The organism is Mesorhizobium sp. ESP-6-2, assembly GCF_020164675.1.
Taxonomy (GTDB): domain Bacteria; phylum Pseudomonadota; class Alphaproteobacteria; order Rhizobiales; family Rhizobiaceae; genus Mesorhizobium.
Window position 1 is genome coordinate 148,206 of sequence record NZ_JAIUGT010000001.1, and the last position, 14,871, is coordinate 163,076.

At 64.4% G+C, this 14,871-nt stretch carries 14 protein-coding genes and 1 pseudogene; 10 read left to right on the forward strand and 5 right to left on the reverse strand.

Annotation, left to right across the window (positions count from 1 at the left end; genetic code table 11):
- Positions 1-53 precede the first annotated feature (53 nt).
- From purE to LB532_RS00790, 6 genes are all read left to right on the forward strand, one after another.
- Positions 54-551: a 5-(carboxyamino)imidazole ribonucleotide mutase gene (gene purE / locus LB532_RS00765; RefSeq protein WP_140641400.1), complete on the forward strand. Its 498-nt coding sequence runs from the start codon at positions 54-56 to the stop codon at positions 549-551.
- On the forward strand, positions 548-1,624 hold the full coding sequence (locus LB532_RS00770; protein WP_140641398.1) for a 5-(carboxyamino)imidazole ribonucleotide synthase: 1,077 nt from the start codon (positions 548-550) through the stop codon (positions 1,622-1,624). The genes purE and LB532_RS00770 overlap by 4 nt, the downstream gene beginning before the upstream one ends.
- Before the next feature lie 273 nt (positions 1,625-1,897).
- Complete coding sequence (gene ykgO, locus LB532_RS00775) at positions 1,898-2,023, forward strand: type B 50S ribosomal protein L36 (RefSeq protein WP_040974291.1); 126 nt, start codon at positions 1,898-1,900, stop codon at positions 2,021-2,023.
- Positions 2,024-2,132: 109 nt separating this feature from the next.
- Positions 2,133-2,771, forward strand: coding sequence for a tetratricopeptide repeat protein (locus LB532_RS00780; protein WP_140641395.1), 639 nt, complete (start codon positions 2,133-2,135; stop codon positions 2,769-2,771).
- A gap of 90 nt (positions 2,772-2,861) precedes the next feature.
- On the forward strand, positions 2,862-3,929 hold the full coding sequence (locus LB532_RS00785) for an alpha/beta fold hydrolase (RefSeq protein ID WP_140641392.1): 1,068 nt from the start codon (positions 2,862-2,864) through the stop codon (positions 3,927-3,929).
- A 51-nt stretch (positions 3,930-3,980) separates the two neighbouring features.
- Complete coding sequence (locus LB532_RS00790; RefSeq protein WP_140641390.1) at positions 3,981-4,451, forward strand: hypothetical protein; 471 nt, start codon at positions 3,981-3,983, stop codon at positions 4,449-4,451.
- A 6-nt stretch (positions 4,452-4,457) separates the two neighbouring features.
- Here the strand turns inward: LB532_RS00790 and pyk are convergent, their stop codons facing one another.
- Both pyk and LB532_RS00800 read right to left on the reverse strand, forming a co-directional pair.
- Positions 4,458-5,891, reverse strand: a complete 1,434-nt coding sequence (gene pyk / locus LB532_RS00795; RefSeq protein WP_140641388.1) for a pyruvate kinase — start codon at positions 5,889-5,891, stop codon at positions 4,458-4,460.
- Positions 5,888-6,352 carry a DUF1036 domain-containing protein gene (locus LB532_RS00800; protein ID WP_404928014.1) on the reverse strand — a complete coding sequence of 155 codons (465 nt, stop codon included), beginning with the start codon at positions 6,350-6,352 and terminating at the stop codon, positions 5,888-5,890. Before LB532_RS00800 ends, pyk begins: the two co-directional genes overlap by 4 nt.
- 270 nt (positions 6,353-6,622) lie before the next feature.
- Here LB532_RS00800 and LB532_RS00805 point away from each other — a divergent pair, with 270 nt between their 5' ends.
- The 4 genes and pseudogenes from LB532_RS00805 to LB532_RS30295 all read left to right on the forward strand — a co-directional run.
- Entirely contained in the window at positions 6,623-7,420 is a 798-nt protein-coding gene (locus LB532_RS00805) for an N-formylglutamate amidohydrolase (RefSeq protein ID WP_140641386.1), read from the forward strand.
- A 10-nt stretch (positions 7,421-7,430) separates the two neighbouring features.
- Positions 7,431-7,739 (forward strand): DUF1244 domain-containing protein, encoded by a 309-nt coding sequence (locus tag LB532_RS00810; RefSeq protein WP_140641384.1) that lies wholly within the window; start codon positions 7,431-7,433, stop codon positions 7,737-7,739.
- 129 nt (positions 7,740-7,868) lie between these two features.
- The gene (locus LB532_RS00815; RefSeq protein WP_140641382.1) at positions 7,869-9,050 is read left to right on the forward strand and encodes an MFS transporter; all 1,182 of its coding nucleotides are present in this window, start codon (positions 7,869-7,871) and stop codon (positions 9,048-9,050) included.
- Between the two features lie 37 nt (positions 9,051-9,087).
- Positions 9,088-9,608 (forward strand): annotated as a pseudogene (locus tag LB532_RS30295) (oxidoreductase); the annotation flags it as partial.
- A 56-nt stretch (positions 9,609-9,664) separates the two neighbouring features.
- Here the strand turns inward: LB532_RS30295 and LB532_RS00830 are convergent.
- From LB532_RS00830 to LB532_RS00840, 3 genes are all read right to left on the reverse strand, one after another.
- Positions 9,665-9,823 (reverse strand): DUF3309 family protein, encoded by a 159-nt coding sequence (locus tag LB532_RS00830; protein WP_140493366.1) that lies wholly within the window; start codon positions 9,821-9,823, stop codon positions 9,665-9,667.
- A 95-nt stretch (positions 9,824-9,918) separates the two neighbouring features.
- Positions 9,919-13,095, reverse strand: a complete 3,177-nt coding sequence (locus LB532_RS00835) for an efflux RND transporter permease subunit (RefSeq protein WP_140641380.1) — start codon at positions 13,093-13,095, stop codon at positions 9,919-9,921.
- 75 nt (positions 13,096-13,170) lie between these two features.
- Positions 13,171-14,343: an efflux RND transporter periplasmic adaptor subunit gene (locus LB532_RS00840; RefSeq protein WP_140641378.1), complete on the reverse strand. Its 1,173-nt coding sequence runs from the start codon at positions 14,341-14,343 to the stop codon at positions 13,171-13,173.
- Positions 14,344-14,871: the final 528 nt, after the last annotated feature.

The window sequence follows — 14,871 nt, forward strand, 5'->3', positions numbered from 1 at the left end:
GCCGCCGCCGCCGAATTCCGCTAAGGCGCGCCTTTGTCGCCGGGAGCAGAAGCTTGGACGATCAACGCGCCGACGTCGCTATCATCATGGGCAGCCAGTCCGACTGGGCGACCATGCGCCACGCTGCCGAGACGCTGGAGGCGCTTGGCATCCCGCACATCAGGCTGATTGTCTCGGCGCACCGCACACCCGACCGTCTCTACGACTTCGCCAAGGGCGCCAAGGCGGCCGGCTATAAGGTCATCATCGCCGGCGCCGGCGGTGCGGCGCACCTGCCTGGCATGACGGCGGCGATGACACCGCTGCCGGTGTTCGGCGTGCCGGTGGAATCCAAGGCGCTGTCGGGACAGGATTCGCTGCTGTCCATCGTCCAGATGCCGGCCGGCATTCCCGTCGGGACGCTGGCCATCGGCAAGGCGGGTGCTGCCAACGCGGCCCTTCTCGCGGCCGCCGTGCTGGCGCTCAACGACGACAAGCTTGCCCAGCGGCTCGATGCCTGGCGCGCGTCGCAGACCGCCAAGGTCGCGGCCGAACCCACGGACACGCCGTGAGCCTGCCCGCCGGATCGACCATCGGCATCATCGGCGGCGGCCAGCTCGGCCGCATGCTGGCAATGGCCGCCGCCCGCCTCGGCTACCGCACCGTGGTGCTGGAGCCACAGCCGGATTGCCCGGCGGCGCAGGTCGCCAACCGTCAGGTCACGGCCGCCTACGACGACCCCGCCGCGCTTGCCGAATTGGCCGAGGCAAGCGCCATCATCACCTACGAATTCGAGAACGTTCCGGTTGCCGCGGCAAATGCGCTTGCCGCCAAAGTGCCAGTCTATCCGCCGCCGCGCGCGCTTGACGTGGCGCAGGACCGGGTGAACGAAAAGACATTTCTCAACGGTATTGGCATTGCGACCGCCGACTTCCGGCCGGTCGACACTGACGATGAGCTGACGGCGGCGCTGAAGGCATTCGACGGCAGCGGCATATTGAAGACACGGCGCATGGGCTATGACGGCAAGGGCCAGCGCGTCTTCCGCGACACGCAAGCGGGCGATTTTGCCGGCACCTGCGAGGCCATGGGCAACGTGCCGCTGATCCTGGAAAGCTTCGTGCCGTTCGAGTGCGAGGTTTCCGTCATCGCCGCGCGCGGCATCGAAGGCGCGGTCGCCGCCTACGATCCGGCCGAGAATGTGCACCGCAACGGCATTCTCCACACATCGACCGTGCCGGCCGCGATCGCGCCTCGAACAGCAGAGGCGGCTCGGGCGGCGGCGTCAAAGATCCTGTCGGCGCTCGATTATGTCGGCGTCATCGGTGTCGAGTTCTTCGTGCTGGCCGACGGTTCGCTGCTGGCCAACGAGATCGCGCCGCGCGTGCACAATTCGGGCCACTGGACGGAAGCCGCCTGCATCGTCTCGCAGTTCGAGCAGCACATCCGCGCCGTCGCCGGACTGCCGCTCGGCAGCCCGAACCGCCATTCCGATTGCGTGATGGAAAACCTGATCGGCGACGATATCTTGCGCGTTCCGGAATTGCTGGCCGAGCCAGACCTGATGTTGCATCTCTACGGCAAGGCCGAGGCGCGGCCCGGCCGCAAGATGGGCCATTTCACCCGGATCAGCCGCCGCGCCTGACAGCAATCTCGACGCCGCGAGCTACTGGCAGGAAAACTCGGCGCATGTCGTTCCCAAGTCACGTGGCGACCACCACATCATACCAGCCGGTGCAGAGCCATTGGCCGATTGCGGATATTTGATGACATCGGGCATTCATCTCCGCTACCAGGCATGCTTGCGGTTGACACGGACAAGGCTCCTCGTTTATGAGCCACCCACAGTTCAAAGGCGCGTCTTCTGGCGCGCCTTAAAATTTCGACCCGGACCGGGTCCACACCGACAGGCAAGACCATGAAGATCAAGAATTCGCTCAAGGCGCTGAAGGCGCGTCATCGCGACAACCGTCTGGTTCGCCGCAAGGGCCGCATCTACATCATCAACAAGACCGCCCCGCGCTACAAGGCGCGCCAGGGCTGAGCTTCGTCGCGAGGCTTTTTGCCTTCGGAGTTGGTGTTTATCGTCGGTCCGCCGGCCTTTCACGCTAAAATCAGTTTGACGTTCCGCCGCCCGGGACTAGATTCGGGCGATGCGGTTTCTTTTTGCATTTTTGACGGTCCTTCTCTATTGCAGCGCCGTCTCGTTGCCGGCTCGGGCCGATGATCGGGCGGCCGGGCAAGCGGCCCCGGAGCCGGCGCCTCCGGATGCCCAGCCAGTGCCGGAAGCCGCGCCTCCCGCAATGAACCGGGAGGCCCGACTCGACAAGCTGTTTGCCGATCTCAAGCGCGAGCGCAACGAAAAGGCGGCAGAGCGTATCGCCGGCATCATCTGGAGCGAATGGTCCCAGTCGGGCAGCGCCTCGATCGACCTGATGATGCAATGGTCGCAAAAAGCGATCGAGAACCAGAAGTTCGACGTCGCGCTCGATTTCCTCGATCAGGTGGTCACCTTGCAGCCGGCCTATGCCGAAGGCTGGAACCGGCGTGCCACGGTGCATTTCATGATGAAGAACTACGGCAAGTCGATGTCCGACATCGACCATACGCTGCAACTCGAACCACGCCATTTCGGCGCGCTGTCGGGGCTGGCGCAGATCATGACCGTGACCGGACGCAAGCAATCGGCGCTCGAGGCCTGGCAGAAGGTCCTTGCCATTTATCCGATGCTGCGCAGCGCCCAGGACCAGGTCGGCACGCTTTCGGAAGAGCTCGCCGGCGAAGGCATTTGATAGTGGAAGGCAGTAGGGGAATAGGGCAGTAAGGCAGTAGGGAAAAGATCGCCCGGGAATAACTGCCCTACTGCCTCTCGTATATCCCACATGAACCTGCTCTATGCCGTCTTCGCCTTCCTTCTGGCGCTCGTCCTTGGCTTTGTCGGCATCACCCGCGTCGGCTCCTGGCTGATCGAGCGCCGCAACCCGGCCGTCGGCGAATTCGTCGACATCGATGGCGCACGCATCCATTATCTCCACGTTCCTGGCCCCGCCAAGGCCGACCTGCCGCCTGTTGTTTTCATCCACGGCGCCAGCGCCAATCTCAGGGATCAGATGCTGCCGCTCAGGCCGCTGCTCGAAGGGCGCGCCGAATTGCTGTTCTTCGACCGGCCGGGATTCGGTTGGTCGGGACGCGGGCCCGGCAACAACGAGGATCCGTGGTCGCAGGCCGAGACCGTCGCCGCGCTGATGGACCATCTCGGCATGAAGCAGGCTATCATCGTCGGCCATTCCTTCGGTGGCGCGGTAACGACCGCCTTCGGCCGCGAGCATGCCGACAAGACGCTCGGGCTGGTATTCCTGGCACCGGCGACCCATCCGTGGCCCGGCGGCGCAACCGCCTGGTACTACGACCTGACCACCATTCCGGTGATCGGCCGGCTGTTCTCCGAAACGCTGAGCTATCCGGCAGGAATTCTGCGGATCGCCGAGGCTACGACCTGCGTCTTTTCGCCCAACAAAGTGCCGGACAATTATGTCGCCGAAGCCTCGATCCCGCTGGTGCTGAGACCGTCGGCCTTCCGCGCAAATGCCAGCGATGTCGCCGGCCTCTACCGCTATGCCCTTGGGGCCGCGCCGCGCTACGCCGAGATCAAGGCGCCGACCGTGGTCATCTCGGGCGATCGAGACAAGGTCGTCTACGCCCATATCCATTCGGTCGGCCTCGAGCGCAACATTGCCGGTGCCGAGCTCATCTGGGTGCGCAATCTCGGCCACAAGCCGGACTGGATCGCGTCTGATCTGGTCGTTGGCGCCATCGAGAAGGTCGCCGGCAGGAGCCTGGATCTGGAGGCGATGGCAAGGGCGGTGGAAGCGCGGATCGCCGGCGATGCCTATGGCGCCGGCGAATGCGCCGACCTCAAGGAACCCGAAGCGGAGTTGGCGCCGACCTGATGTGCGTCTTCCGGAAACGGTCATCGACAAACGGCATGGGGCCAGAGCGGCATGTACGTCCTGAAACACGGCATAAAGACAAATCCGCAGAAGCGATGGGCATTGCCGGATCGCATCTTTTTCGGGCACGGCGCGTGCCACATTCTTGCGGGCGTCTTTCTCACCCATCCGCCTCTTGGAGGATTTTACGCGGAGCGAATCACCCCAGGCGAAGGTTTTTCGGGCAACCATATTTATGTGACGAACGGCATCGTCGCTTTCGACTACCACGGCTATTCCAGCCGCGAGCGGCTCCTGGAGCACCACGGAAAAGGATGGGCATCGCACAGTGCGGGATGGCACGCTGCGATCACAAAGGTCGATTTCGATCTGCTCGACACAGCAGAATTGAACCAGCGCAAAATGTACGGGCCGGATCAGTATCTATATGATCCGGTCCCGCGCGCGTCCCGGTTTCTCCAGCGTATAGACCACGCTGCAGCGGCAGCAAGCTCTCAAAATCGCGACGCGGTGAAGCCCTAGGGGCGCTTATCGGGTGCCCAAGTCCGATCCGACATAGGCGATGCGCAGCATATTGGTCGAACCGGGCGTCCTTAGCGGCACGCCGGCGGTGATGATGACGCGGTCGCCGGGCTTGCCGAATTCCTCTTCCAGCGCGATGCGGCAGGCGCGATCGACCATGTCGTCGAGGTCGGTGGCATCGGGGGAGACGACGCAGTGCGTGCCCCACAGCAGCGACAGCCGCCGCGCCGTGTTGACGATCGGCGACAGGGCCACGATCGGCACCTGCGGGCGCTCGCGTGCGGCGCGCAGGCCCGTGGTGCCGGAAGCCGTGTAGGTGATGATCGCCGACAGTTTCAGCGTCTCGGCGATCTCGCGGGCCGCCAGCGAGATCGCATCGGCGCCGGTTGCTTCAGGCTCGGAACGCTGGGCGTTGATGATGCCGGCATAGGTAGGATCGGTTTCCACCTTGGTGGCGATGCGGTTCATCATCGCCACCGCTTCCACCGGATAGGCGCCCGCGGCCGATTCGGCCGAAAGCATGATGGCGTCGGCGCCTTCGAAGACGGCGATCGAAACGTCGGAAACTTCCGCGCGGGTCGGCACGGGCGCTGTGATCATCGATTCCAGCATCTGCGTGGCGACCACCACCGGCTTGCCGGCGCGGCGCGCGGCGCGCGTGATCTGTTTCTGGATGCCGGGCACCGCTTCCAACGGCATCTCGACGCCGAGATCGCCGCGCGCGACCATCAGCGCATCCGACAGTTCGATGATTTCGGCGAGACGGGCAACCGCTTGCGGCTTCTCGATCTTGGCCATGATCAACGCCCGGCCGCGCGCGATCTTGCGCGCCTCGGCAAGGTCCTCCGGCCGCTGCACGAAGGACAGCGCTATCCAGTCAACACCGGTGGCGAGCACCGCGTCGAGATCCCTACGGTCCTTCTCGGTCAGCGCGCCGACCGGCAGGTCGGTATCGGGCAGGCTGACGCCCTTTCTGTCGGAAATCGTCGTGCCGGCAACGACGGTGCAGACGATGGTCTTGCCATTGGCCTTCACCGCCTTCAGCTCCAGCTTCCCGTCGTCGATCAACAGCCGGTGGCCGGCTTCGACCGAACTCAGGATTTCGGGATGCGGCAGATAGACCCTGGCCGCGGTCCCGGGCTCGGGATTGTCGTCGAGCGTGAAGGTCTGGCCGACGGTCAGCACCTCCTTGCCGTTGGCGAACTTGCCGACGCGCAGCTTGGGCCCTTGCAGGTCGGCAAGGATGCCGATCGGCCTGCCGACCGTCTCCTCGACGGCGCGGATGCGTCCGACCAGCGTGCGCATCAACTCGTGATCCGTATGGCTCATGTTGATGCGGAACACATCGGCGCCCGCTTCGAACAGCTTCTTCAGCATTTCCTCGGAAGAGGAGGCCGGACCGATGGTGGCTAGGATCTTGACCTTGCGGCTGCGTCTCATTGACTGTTTGTTCCCGGGGCGGCTGGTGCGCCTCCCGTTGCGGGGTCGTCGGTCAGCTGGACCATCCAGCTTGCCTGCTCGCCCGTGTCGTATTCCTGGAATCCGGCGCGCTGGAAGCCCCGGGCGACGCAATCGGTGACGCCGGCGATCTTGAACTCTTTTTCAGCCACGCACATGTTGATCGGGCCGTCCCAGCGTCCGCCGCGTTCGGCGTCTTCTGCATAAAGATAGTAAAACCTTGATGACAGCGGCCCCTCGATCAGCGTCTTGCAGCTCGATCCTTCGATGTGCCACCAGCCCTCGGTGATCCAGCCGGCCTTGGCACGATAGCCGATGCCGACGCCGACCAGGTTTTGCGTCGCGTTGCAGACGCGGAAATCAGCGCGTGCGGGCGAGGCCGCAACCATCGCGGACAAGCCCACGGCGAGCGTCAGGAGCGGCATGGCGAAGGCGAAGCGCACGCGCCGCCCGCCGGCGGAACTCATCCTGAAACCCCTCAAGAACCACATCAGCATCTCTCTGCGCCCCTTTTCGGAAAAGTCCGGGCGCATGTCAACGCGCCGTTTTGTCCAATTCCAATCGATTTAAGAAGGCTCCCGGCGCGCGATCCGTCGCCCCTTGCCAGATTTCAGCGGAAACCTTGGCCAAACAACGGCATTGCGCCCGCGTCGTCTTCGTGGAAAGACGATAGCATCCTCCCCCGAAGCCAGCGAACAGACCCTTTCCCGCCAATGACCCGATCCACAGTTTTCGCGCCTTTCGATGTCGTCGAGGGCGATCGCAAGCGGGGCGTGGTGCTGCTTGCCGACCATGCCCGACGCGACCTGCCTGAAGACTATGGCAGCCTTGGCCTGCCGGCGGCCGCGTTCGACCGCCACATCGCCTATGACATCGGCGTCGAGGCGGTGACGCGCGAACTCGCTGCCTTGCTCGACGTGCCAGCGGTGCTCGCCAATTTTTCGCGGCTGCTGATCGATCCCAATCGCGGCGAGGATGATCCGACGCTGATCCGCCAGCTCTATGACGGCACCGTCGTGACGGGCAACTATCCCCTCGCCCCGGAAGAGCGCGAAAGACGGCTTGATCGCTTCTACCGGCCCTATCACGACGCCGTCGGCGCCATGATCGCCTCGGTCGCGCAGGCTTCCGGCAAGGCACCGTTCATCTTCTCCGTGCATTCCTTCACGCCGGTCATGCAGGGCAGGCAGCGGCCGTGGCATGTCGGCGTACTGTGGGACCGCGACGACCGCGTGGCGCGGCCGCTGATCGACATGCTGGCCGCTGACAAAAACCTCGTTGTCGGCGACAACGAGCCCTATGACGGCGCGCTGCGGGGCGACACCATGTTCAGGCACGCCATCGTCAACGGCTATGCCCACGCGCTGATCGAAATCCGCCAGGACCTGATCGCGACCGGCGGGGATGCGCTTTCGTGGGCTGAGCGTCTGGCGCCGATCGTTGACGCGATCGATCGCCGTCCCGATATACACAAAGTGAAGATGTTCGGCTCACGCACCGGGCCGTTATGAGGAGGTTTCGATGACCGAACTCAGCGACGAACAGAAACGTGACTTCGAGGCCGCCGCCTTTCGCAGGCTGGTGGCGCATTTGCGTGAGCGCGGCGACGTGCAGAACATCGATTTGATGAATCTCGCCGGCTTCTGCCGCAACTGCCTGTCGAACTGGTATCGCGAGGCCGCGGAAGCCGAAGGCGTCGATCTCAGTAAGGACCAGTCGCGCGAGATCGTCTACGGCATGCCTTACGCACAATGGCAGGCGCTACACCAGACCGAAGCCTCCGACGCCAAGAAGGCCGAGTTCGAGACCAGGCGACCCAGAGACCACTAGGTGGTCTCTCACGTCCTCGATTACCTCAAGGCTTCGGTTTGGCCCAAATGCTTCCCGAGCGCAGCGCTTGACTGGAAATTGAATCGATCTAATTTGCCGCGCAAAGCCACTTTCTGACCGGATTCGCCTATGAACGCGTCGAATGCAATGCAGACCGCCATTCGCGGCCGCTGGGCCGTGGCGGCCATCTTCCTCGCCAATGGCTTCCTGACCGGCAGCTGGGCGCCGCAGATCCCGGTGTTCCTGACCCGGCTCGATATTTCCAAGTTCACTCTGGGGCTTTTGATCCTGCTGTTTGGCGCCGGCGCCGTCACCGCCATGACCTGGTGCGGGCACCTGATCTCCAAACACGGCTCGCGCACCGTGCTGCGCTGGTTTGGCCTCTGCGGCAGCCTCGGCCTGCTGGTCGTGGCGCTGGCGCCCAACGTGCCGCTGGCTGCCGTCGCCATGTTCATCTTTGGCGGCTCCATTGGCGGCATGGATGTCGCCATGAACGCCAATGCGGTAGTGGTCGAGCGGCGGCTGTCGCGCGCGATCATGTCCTCCTCGCATGGCTTCTGGAGCCTAGGCGGTTTCGCCGGCGGTGCCCTTGGCGGCTTTGCCATCCAGAATTACGGCCACCTCGCCCATGCCGCGGTGGTGACGGCGCTTGCCTTCGCGGCGATCGCGGCGGCGGTGCCCTATATCGTCGCCGAGGGCAGGCCGCAGGCTGCCGAGCATCATAAATTCACCTTGCCGGGGAACCCGCTGGTCTACTTCGTCGGCCTGATGGCGCTGCTGACGATGGTCTCCGAAGGCGCCGTGCTCGACTGGGCAGCGCTTTATCTCAGGCAGGAACTTGGCGCCGATCTCGCCATTGCCGGCCTCGCCTACGCCGCCTTTTCCGGCGTCATGGCGATCATGCGTTTCTTCGGCGATGGCGTGCGCAATCGTTTCGGGGCCGTGACGACGTTGCGCGGTTCGGCGATCATCGCTGCCGCCGGCATGCTGATCGCAGGCCTGTCGCCCTCACCCTGGCTTGCCATCTCGGCCTTCGCGCTGTGCGGCTTCGGCATTGCCAATATGGTGCCGATCATCTTTTCGGCCGGCGGCAACCAGGAAGGCATGTCGTCGGGCACCGGCATGAGCGTGGTCACCACGATGGGCTATTCCGGCATCCTCGTGGCGCCCTCCGCGATCGGCTTTGTCGCCGAGCATTCCAGCTTCGGCCCGATCTTCATCGCCATGTCGGGCCTGCTGATCGTCGTCCTGCTGATGGCCGGATTGGCTCATCGCGCCGAATTTGCTCCCGACGCGGCGCCGGCCGAATAGCGTTTCAGTTCCTCGTGAAGGGAAATCCGCCACGCGTCGGATGCGCACGATCATTCTGCGCGCCGGCGATTTCTTCGGCGGCACCGCAACGGCTCCTGGTTCGACCTCGTCGTGGCCGCCAAGATGAGCAAGGGCATCTACACTGCGCCTGGCCCGGCCGATCTGGTGCATAAATGGGCCTATCTGCCGGATTTCGCTGTCGGTTTCGTCGCGCTGGCGCGCAATCTCGACAGGCTCGGCTCTTGCGAGGCGCTGAATTTTCCGGCCCACGCCGTCACCGACATCGAGATCAAGACGGCCGCCGAAAGGCGCTCGGACGCAAGCTTAAACTAAGCTTGATGCCCTGGTGGGTGCTTGCGCGCCGGCAGCCCGTTCGTGGCGATGTGGCGCGAGATCGTCTCGATGTCCTATCTGCGCTTCGAAGCGCACCGGCTGGCCTCGGCGCGACTGAACGAGATCTTGGTGAAAATCCCGCACACCCCTCTGGACCAGGCGGTGCACGAAGCCTTGCAGCATATCGGCGTCGCCGTCGCGCCGGCCTGGCACCAAGCAGCGTGATTGCCGAGCGTGCCGAAAAGATGAGAACGGCAGGCCCGGCCGCAAATCGTTGCCGGTCAGATCCGGCCCATCAGAAGCAGGATAAGCACCACGACGAGGACGACGCCGACGATGCCCGACGGCCCGTAGCCCCAGGAGCGCGAATGCGGCCATGCCGGCACCGCGCCGATCAGGATCAGGATCAGGATGATGATGAGAATCGTACTGATCGTCATTTTAGCCCTCGCCGTCTGGTTGAATGCGAGGGAACAATGCAAAAGGCCGCCCGGTAGTTCCCAGGCGGCCTTTTGACCTACCTTGCGAAACCGCTCTATTCGGCGGCCTTCGGGAAGGCGATTGCCGGCTCGGTGTCGCCATCGGCCGTTGGCTCCTGCGGCGAGATCTCTCCCTTGCCGCGTCGCAACAGCCGGCTGAACCACCCTCGCCGCGCGCCGGGCTTGACCTTGGCGCGGGTGAACACCATCAGCATCGACGGCGTCACCACCAGCGTCAGCACGGTGGCGAAGGACAGGCCGAACACGATCGCCGAGGACAGCGAAATCCACCATTGCGTCGACGGCGCGTTGATCGTCGTCTCATGATGGAAGATCTCGAGGCCGAGGCCGAAGGCGATCGGCAGCACGCCGAGGATAGCCGAAACAGCCGTCAGCACCACTGGGCGGGCACGCTCGCGGCAGGTCTGCAGCACCGCTTCCATCTTGTCCCAGCCCTCCTCGCGCAGCCGGTCATAGGTGTCGATCAGCACGATGTTGTTGTTGACCACCACGCCGGCCAGCGCGATGACGCCGATGCCCGACATGACGATGCCGAACGCCTCGCCTGTCAGAAGCAGGCCCAGGAACACGCCGATCGTCGCCATGACCACGCAGGAGAGCACCAGCCAGACGCTGGTGAACTTGTTGAACTGCGCCAGCAGCACCAGGAAGATCAGGAAGATCGCCGCGCCGAAGGCCTTGCTGAGGAAGGCGCTCGCTTCCGCGCTGTCCTCGTTGGAGCCGGCGAGCTTCCAGCGTATGCCGCTGCCGAGATCCATGTCCGAGACCGCCTTGGTCACCTGCTCCTGTACGGCGGCGACCTGCGCGCCGGCGGCGACATTGGCCTGCACCACCACGGTGCGCGCGCCGTCGATGCGGTTGAGGATGCCGACCGTCGGCTCGGGCTTGCGCACGACGAAGTTGGAGATCGGCACCGACCCTTGCGACGTCTGCACCCTGAGTTCGTCGAGCGTCGACAGCGTGCGCCGGTCTTCCGGAAGGCGCAGGCGGATGTCGACGGCATCGTCGGCGCCCGCCGGCCGGTATTCCGACAGCTTCAAGCCGTTGGTCACCAGTTGCACCACGGTGCCGACCGACGTCGGGCTGATGCCGTATTGGGCGGCCTTGGCGCGGTCGACCTCGAGCGCCCAGTCGACGCCGGGCGGCGGCAGGCCGTCCGAAATGTCGATGACGTTGGGCACCTTGGCGATCCGCGCCGCCACCGCGCGCGCCTTGTCGTCGAGCCCCTTGGGATCGGCGGCCGAAAGCCTGATCTGGATCGGCTTGCCGGTCGGCGGACCGGCCTCCGGCACGCGCACCTCGACATCGACGCCGGGAATGCCGGCCATGACGCCGCGCAGGTCGCTGAGGATCTGGTTGGCGGATTTGCGCTCGCGCCAGTCGACGAACTCGTACTGGATCACGCCGACGACGTCCTCGGGAATGTCCTGGCCGCCGCCCTGAGTCTTGCCGACACGGGTATAGACCGATTTCACGCCCGGCCAGCCGAGCAGCCTGTTCTCCGCTGTCTTGGTGGCGGCATCCATCTCGGCCAGCGAAAGATTGCCGCGCGCATGCACGTAGAGCAGGCCGTAATCCGGCTCGACGCTGGGGAAGAACTCGACGCCGGCGCCGTATTTCGAATAGGCGTAGCCGACGCCGAACAGCAGCGCCACGGTGAGCACCAGGACGGTGATCGGGAAGCGCACTGCCTGCTTGACTATGGCCATGTACCAGCCGTCGCGGTTGTCGTCCTCGTGATGCTTCGGCGCCTTGGCGAAGATCGCGCCCAGCGTCGGCGCGAACACCAGCGCATAGAGCATCGAGGCCGACAGCGTGACGATCAGCGTGATCGGCATGTATTTCATGAAGTCGCCGATGATGCCGGGCCAGAACAGGAGCGGCGAGAAGGCGGCGATGCGCGTCATCGTCGCCGCGATGACCGGGCCGGCCATGCGCTTGGCGGCGAGTGCGAAGGCATCCGCCTTCGGCATGCCTTCGCTCATGCGCCGTTCGGCGAACTCGGTGACGATGATGGCGTCGTCGACCAGCATGCCGACCGCCAGGATGAGGCTGAACAGCACGATCATGTTGATCGTGTAGCCCATCATGGCAAGCAGCAATATGCCGATCAGGAAGGACGATGGAATGGCCAGCCCGATGAGCAGCGAGGCGCGGCCCGACAGCGCGTAGAGAATGACGATGAACACCAGGATCACGGCGATCATGACGTGGTTCTGGAGGTCACCCAAGAGCTGGTTGACAAAGACCGACTTGTCCTGCGTGTAGGTGACATGCATGCCTTCGGGCATCGTCTTGATGAAGGTGTCGGACACCTCCCTGACATGGTTCAGCGTGTCGATCAGGTTGGCGCCGATGCGCTTCTTCACCTCGATGGCGATAGCCGGCTTGCCGTCGAGGCGAGTGACCGTCTCGGCATCCTTGAAGGTCGAGCGTATGGTGGCGATGTCCTTGGCCTGCACCACGGCGTTGGGTGTGGCGACGACCGGCAGGTTGGCGACGTCCTCGGGCGTCTCGATCAGCGACGGCACCTTGACTGCGTATTTGCCTTCCGAGCCTTCGAGATTGCCGGCCGCGACCAGGCTGTTGGAGGCGCCGACGCCTTGCATCAGCTGGTCGAGCTGCAGCCCGTAGGAGGACAGCCTCACCGGATCGATGACCACTTCGACCAGATCGTCGCGCGCGCCCTGCAGCGAGCCTTCCAGCACGCCCGGCACCTCTTCGATGCGATCGCGCAGTTCGCGCGCCGCCGCCGTCAGCACGCGCTCCGGCACGTCGCCCGACAGAGTGACGACGAGGACCGGAAACTCGGAGACGTTGACCTCGTTGACCGTCGGCTCTTCGGCCGCCTGCGGCAGGTCGGCCTTGGCGTCCTGCACCTTGCTGCGCGTGTCCTGGAGCGCCGTGGCCAGATTGGTCTGCGGCTGGAACTCGACCAGCACGTAGCCGCCGCCCTGGAAGGCGGCCGAGCGCATCTCCTTGAGGCCCTTCAGGCTCTTCAGCTTGCTTTCCATCGGCCGCAACAGAAGCCGTTCCGAATCCTCCGGCGAAATGCCCTGGTAGATCAGGCTGATATACATCATCGGGATCGGAACGTCGGGTTCCGCTTCCTTGGGCGTCGACTGATAGGCGACCCAGCCCGCCGCCAGCAGGAACAGCAGGGCGGATATTGTGAGGCGGGCGTTGTGGATTGCGAGTCTGACGATATCCATGACTTGATGCCTGCTGTTTCTTCGGAAGCGGCGAACTGGCGGGCGGCGCCGGAGATCCCGGCGCCAGGGTTTGCGCTACTGGGTACCGGCGGTGGCTTCGCCGATCAGCTTGTTGATGGTCGCCTGGTCGGCCTCGACGGGCTTGACGATGTCGCCTTCCTTCACCAGTTCCTGGCCGGCGACAATGATGCGCGCATCTTTCGGAATTCCGCCGAGCACGAGGCCGTTCGGCATGTCGTCCACCAGGTCGATCGGGTAGAAGGCCACCTTATCGTCGCTGCCGACGGCGCGGATGCCGAGATCGCCCTTGTCGCCAAGCGTCACCACCGAACGCGGCAGCAGAACCGCGTCGGTCGGTTCGGCGCTGAGCGTGATCTCGGCCGTCATGCCGGCGGGGATGCTGCCATCCGCATTGGGGATCGCCACTTCGACACGGAAGGTGCGGGTCTGCGAGGAGGCGTCGCGGCTGATATACCGCACGGTGCCGGTGACCTTCTGGTCGTTGACCAGGCGCACATTGGCCTCTTCGCCGATCTTGATATAGCGCAGGTCGCGTTCGCTGATTTCGCCGCGGGCGATCACCGGATCGAGCTTGAGGATGGTCGCCACCTCGCCGCCTTGCATGACCGAGCTGCCGAGTTCCACCGGCACCCTGTCGATGACGCCGTCGAACGGCGCCTTGACCTCGTTGCGGTCGAGCTCGGCCTGGGCGGTCTCCAGCATCGATTGCGCCGCAGTCAAATTCGAGCGCGCCGTGTCGAGCTGCAGCTTTGGCAGATTGCCGGTCTTGGCCAGCCGTTCGGCGGCGTCGAGCTCGGCCTTGCGTTGCGCCAGCAACTGCTTGGCGTTGTCGACATTCGAGATTTTCTCTTCGGCCGCCAGCATCAGAACCAGGTCGCCCGTCTTGACGTGCTGGCCTTGGCTGACCGGCAGTTTGTCGATGACGCCGGCGACGCGCGTTGCCAGCACCGCGCGCTTGTCGGCCTCGGTCAGCCCCGAAATGCGGATAGCGCGCGCATAGGTCTTGCGCGGCGGCGTCACCACCGCGACGGTCCGCGGCGCGGCCTTCGGCTCGGCTTGCGCCGTGTTCGGCTTGCCGGCCTCCGCCGTCTTGGCCTTGTCGGCCTCTGCTACCTTCTGGGCGTCGGCGGCACTGCCAACGGAGGAAAACTCGCCCGTCGCCATCCAGGCGGCGAAACCGATGAGCACAACAATGGCAGCAAGCTTGTGAAACCTGATTTTCGGCATCGTCGTTTTTTCCACTGCGGGGTTTGGCCGGGACTGCGTCCTCATCGAGGAGCGCGTCGCCGATATGGGTGCGCGCCAGGCCGTGTTCAAATTGCCGTGATCGGCGAAGCGCGCTTCTACATCAAGTTTGCAACGCAATACAGTCGGAAAGTTGCAGCAGCATTGCAAAGCCGGACGGAGTGTGACTGCCGCGAAACGTTTTTTTGCTTAAGGCGGGTGCGGCTTTAGCGGGGCTCGCTGGCGGCCCATGATCGGCCGTTAAAGGCCCGGTGCCGACGGGCCTGCGTCTGCTCTCTGAGGCACGATGCCGGCGCGGGACGATTTTTCGCCCTGCGCGGGTTTCGAGCATGCTGATGACCTCTGCCTGATGGATCATCGCGGCGCACGGCGTTTCATGCAACGCATTGGAATTGCTTGAAGAACGAACCGTTCAACTCAGATCCGAATTGCCGGTTCTTGATCAAGCCAGATGTTCCAAGAGCGAGGCGGGTCGCCGCGATGCGTGTGCTCCATGGGTCCCGCCGACTA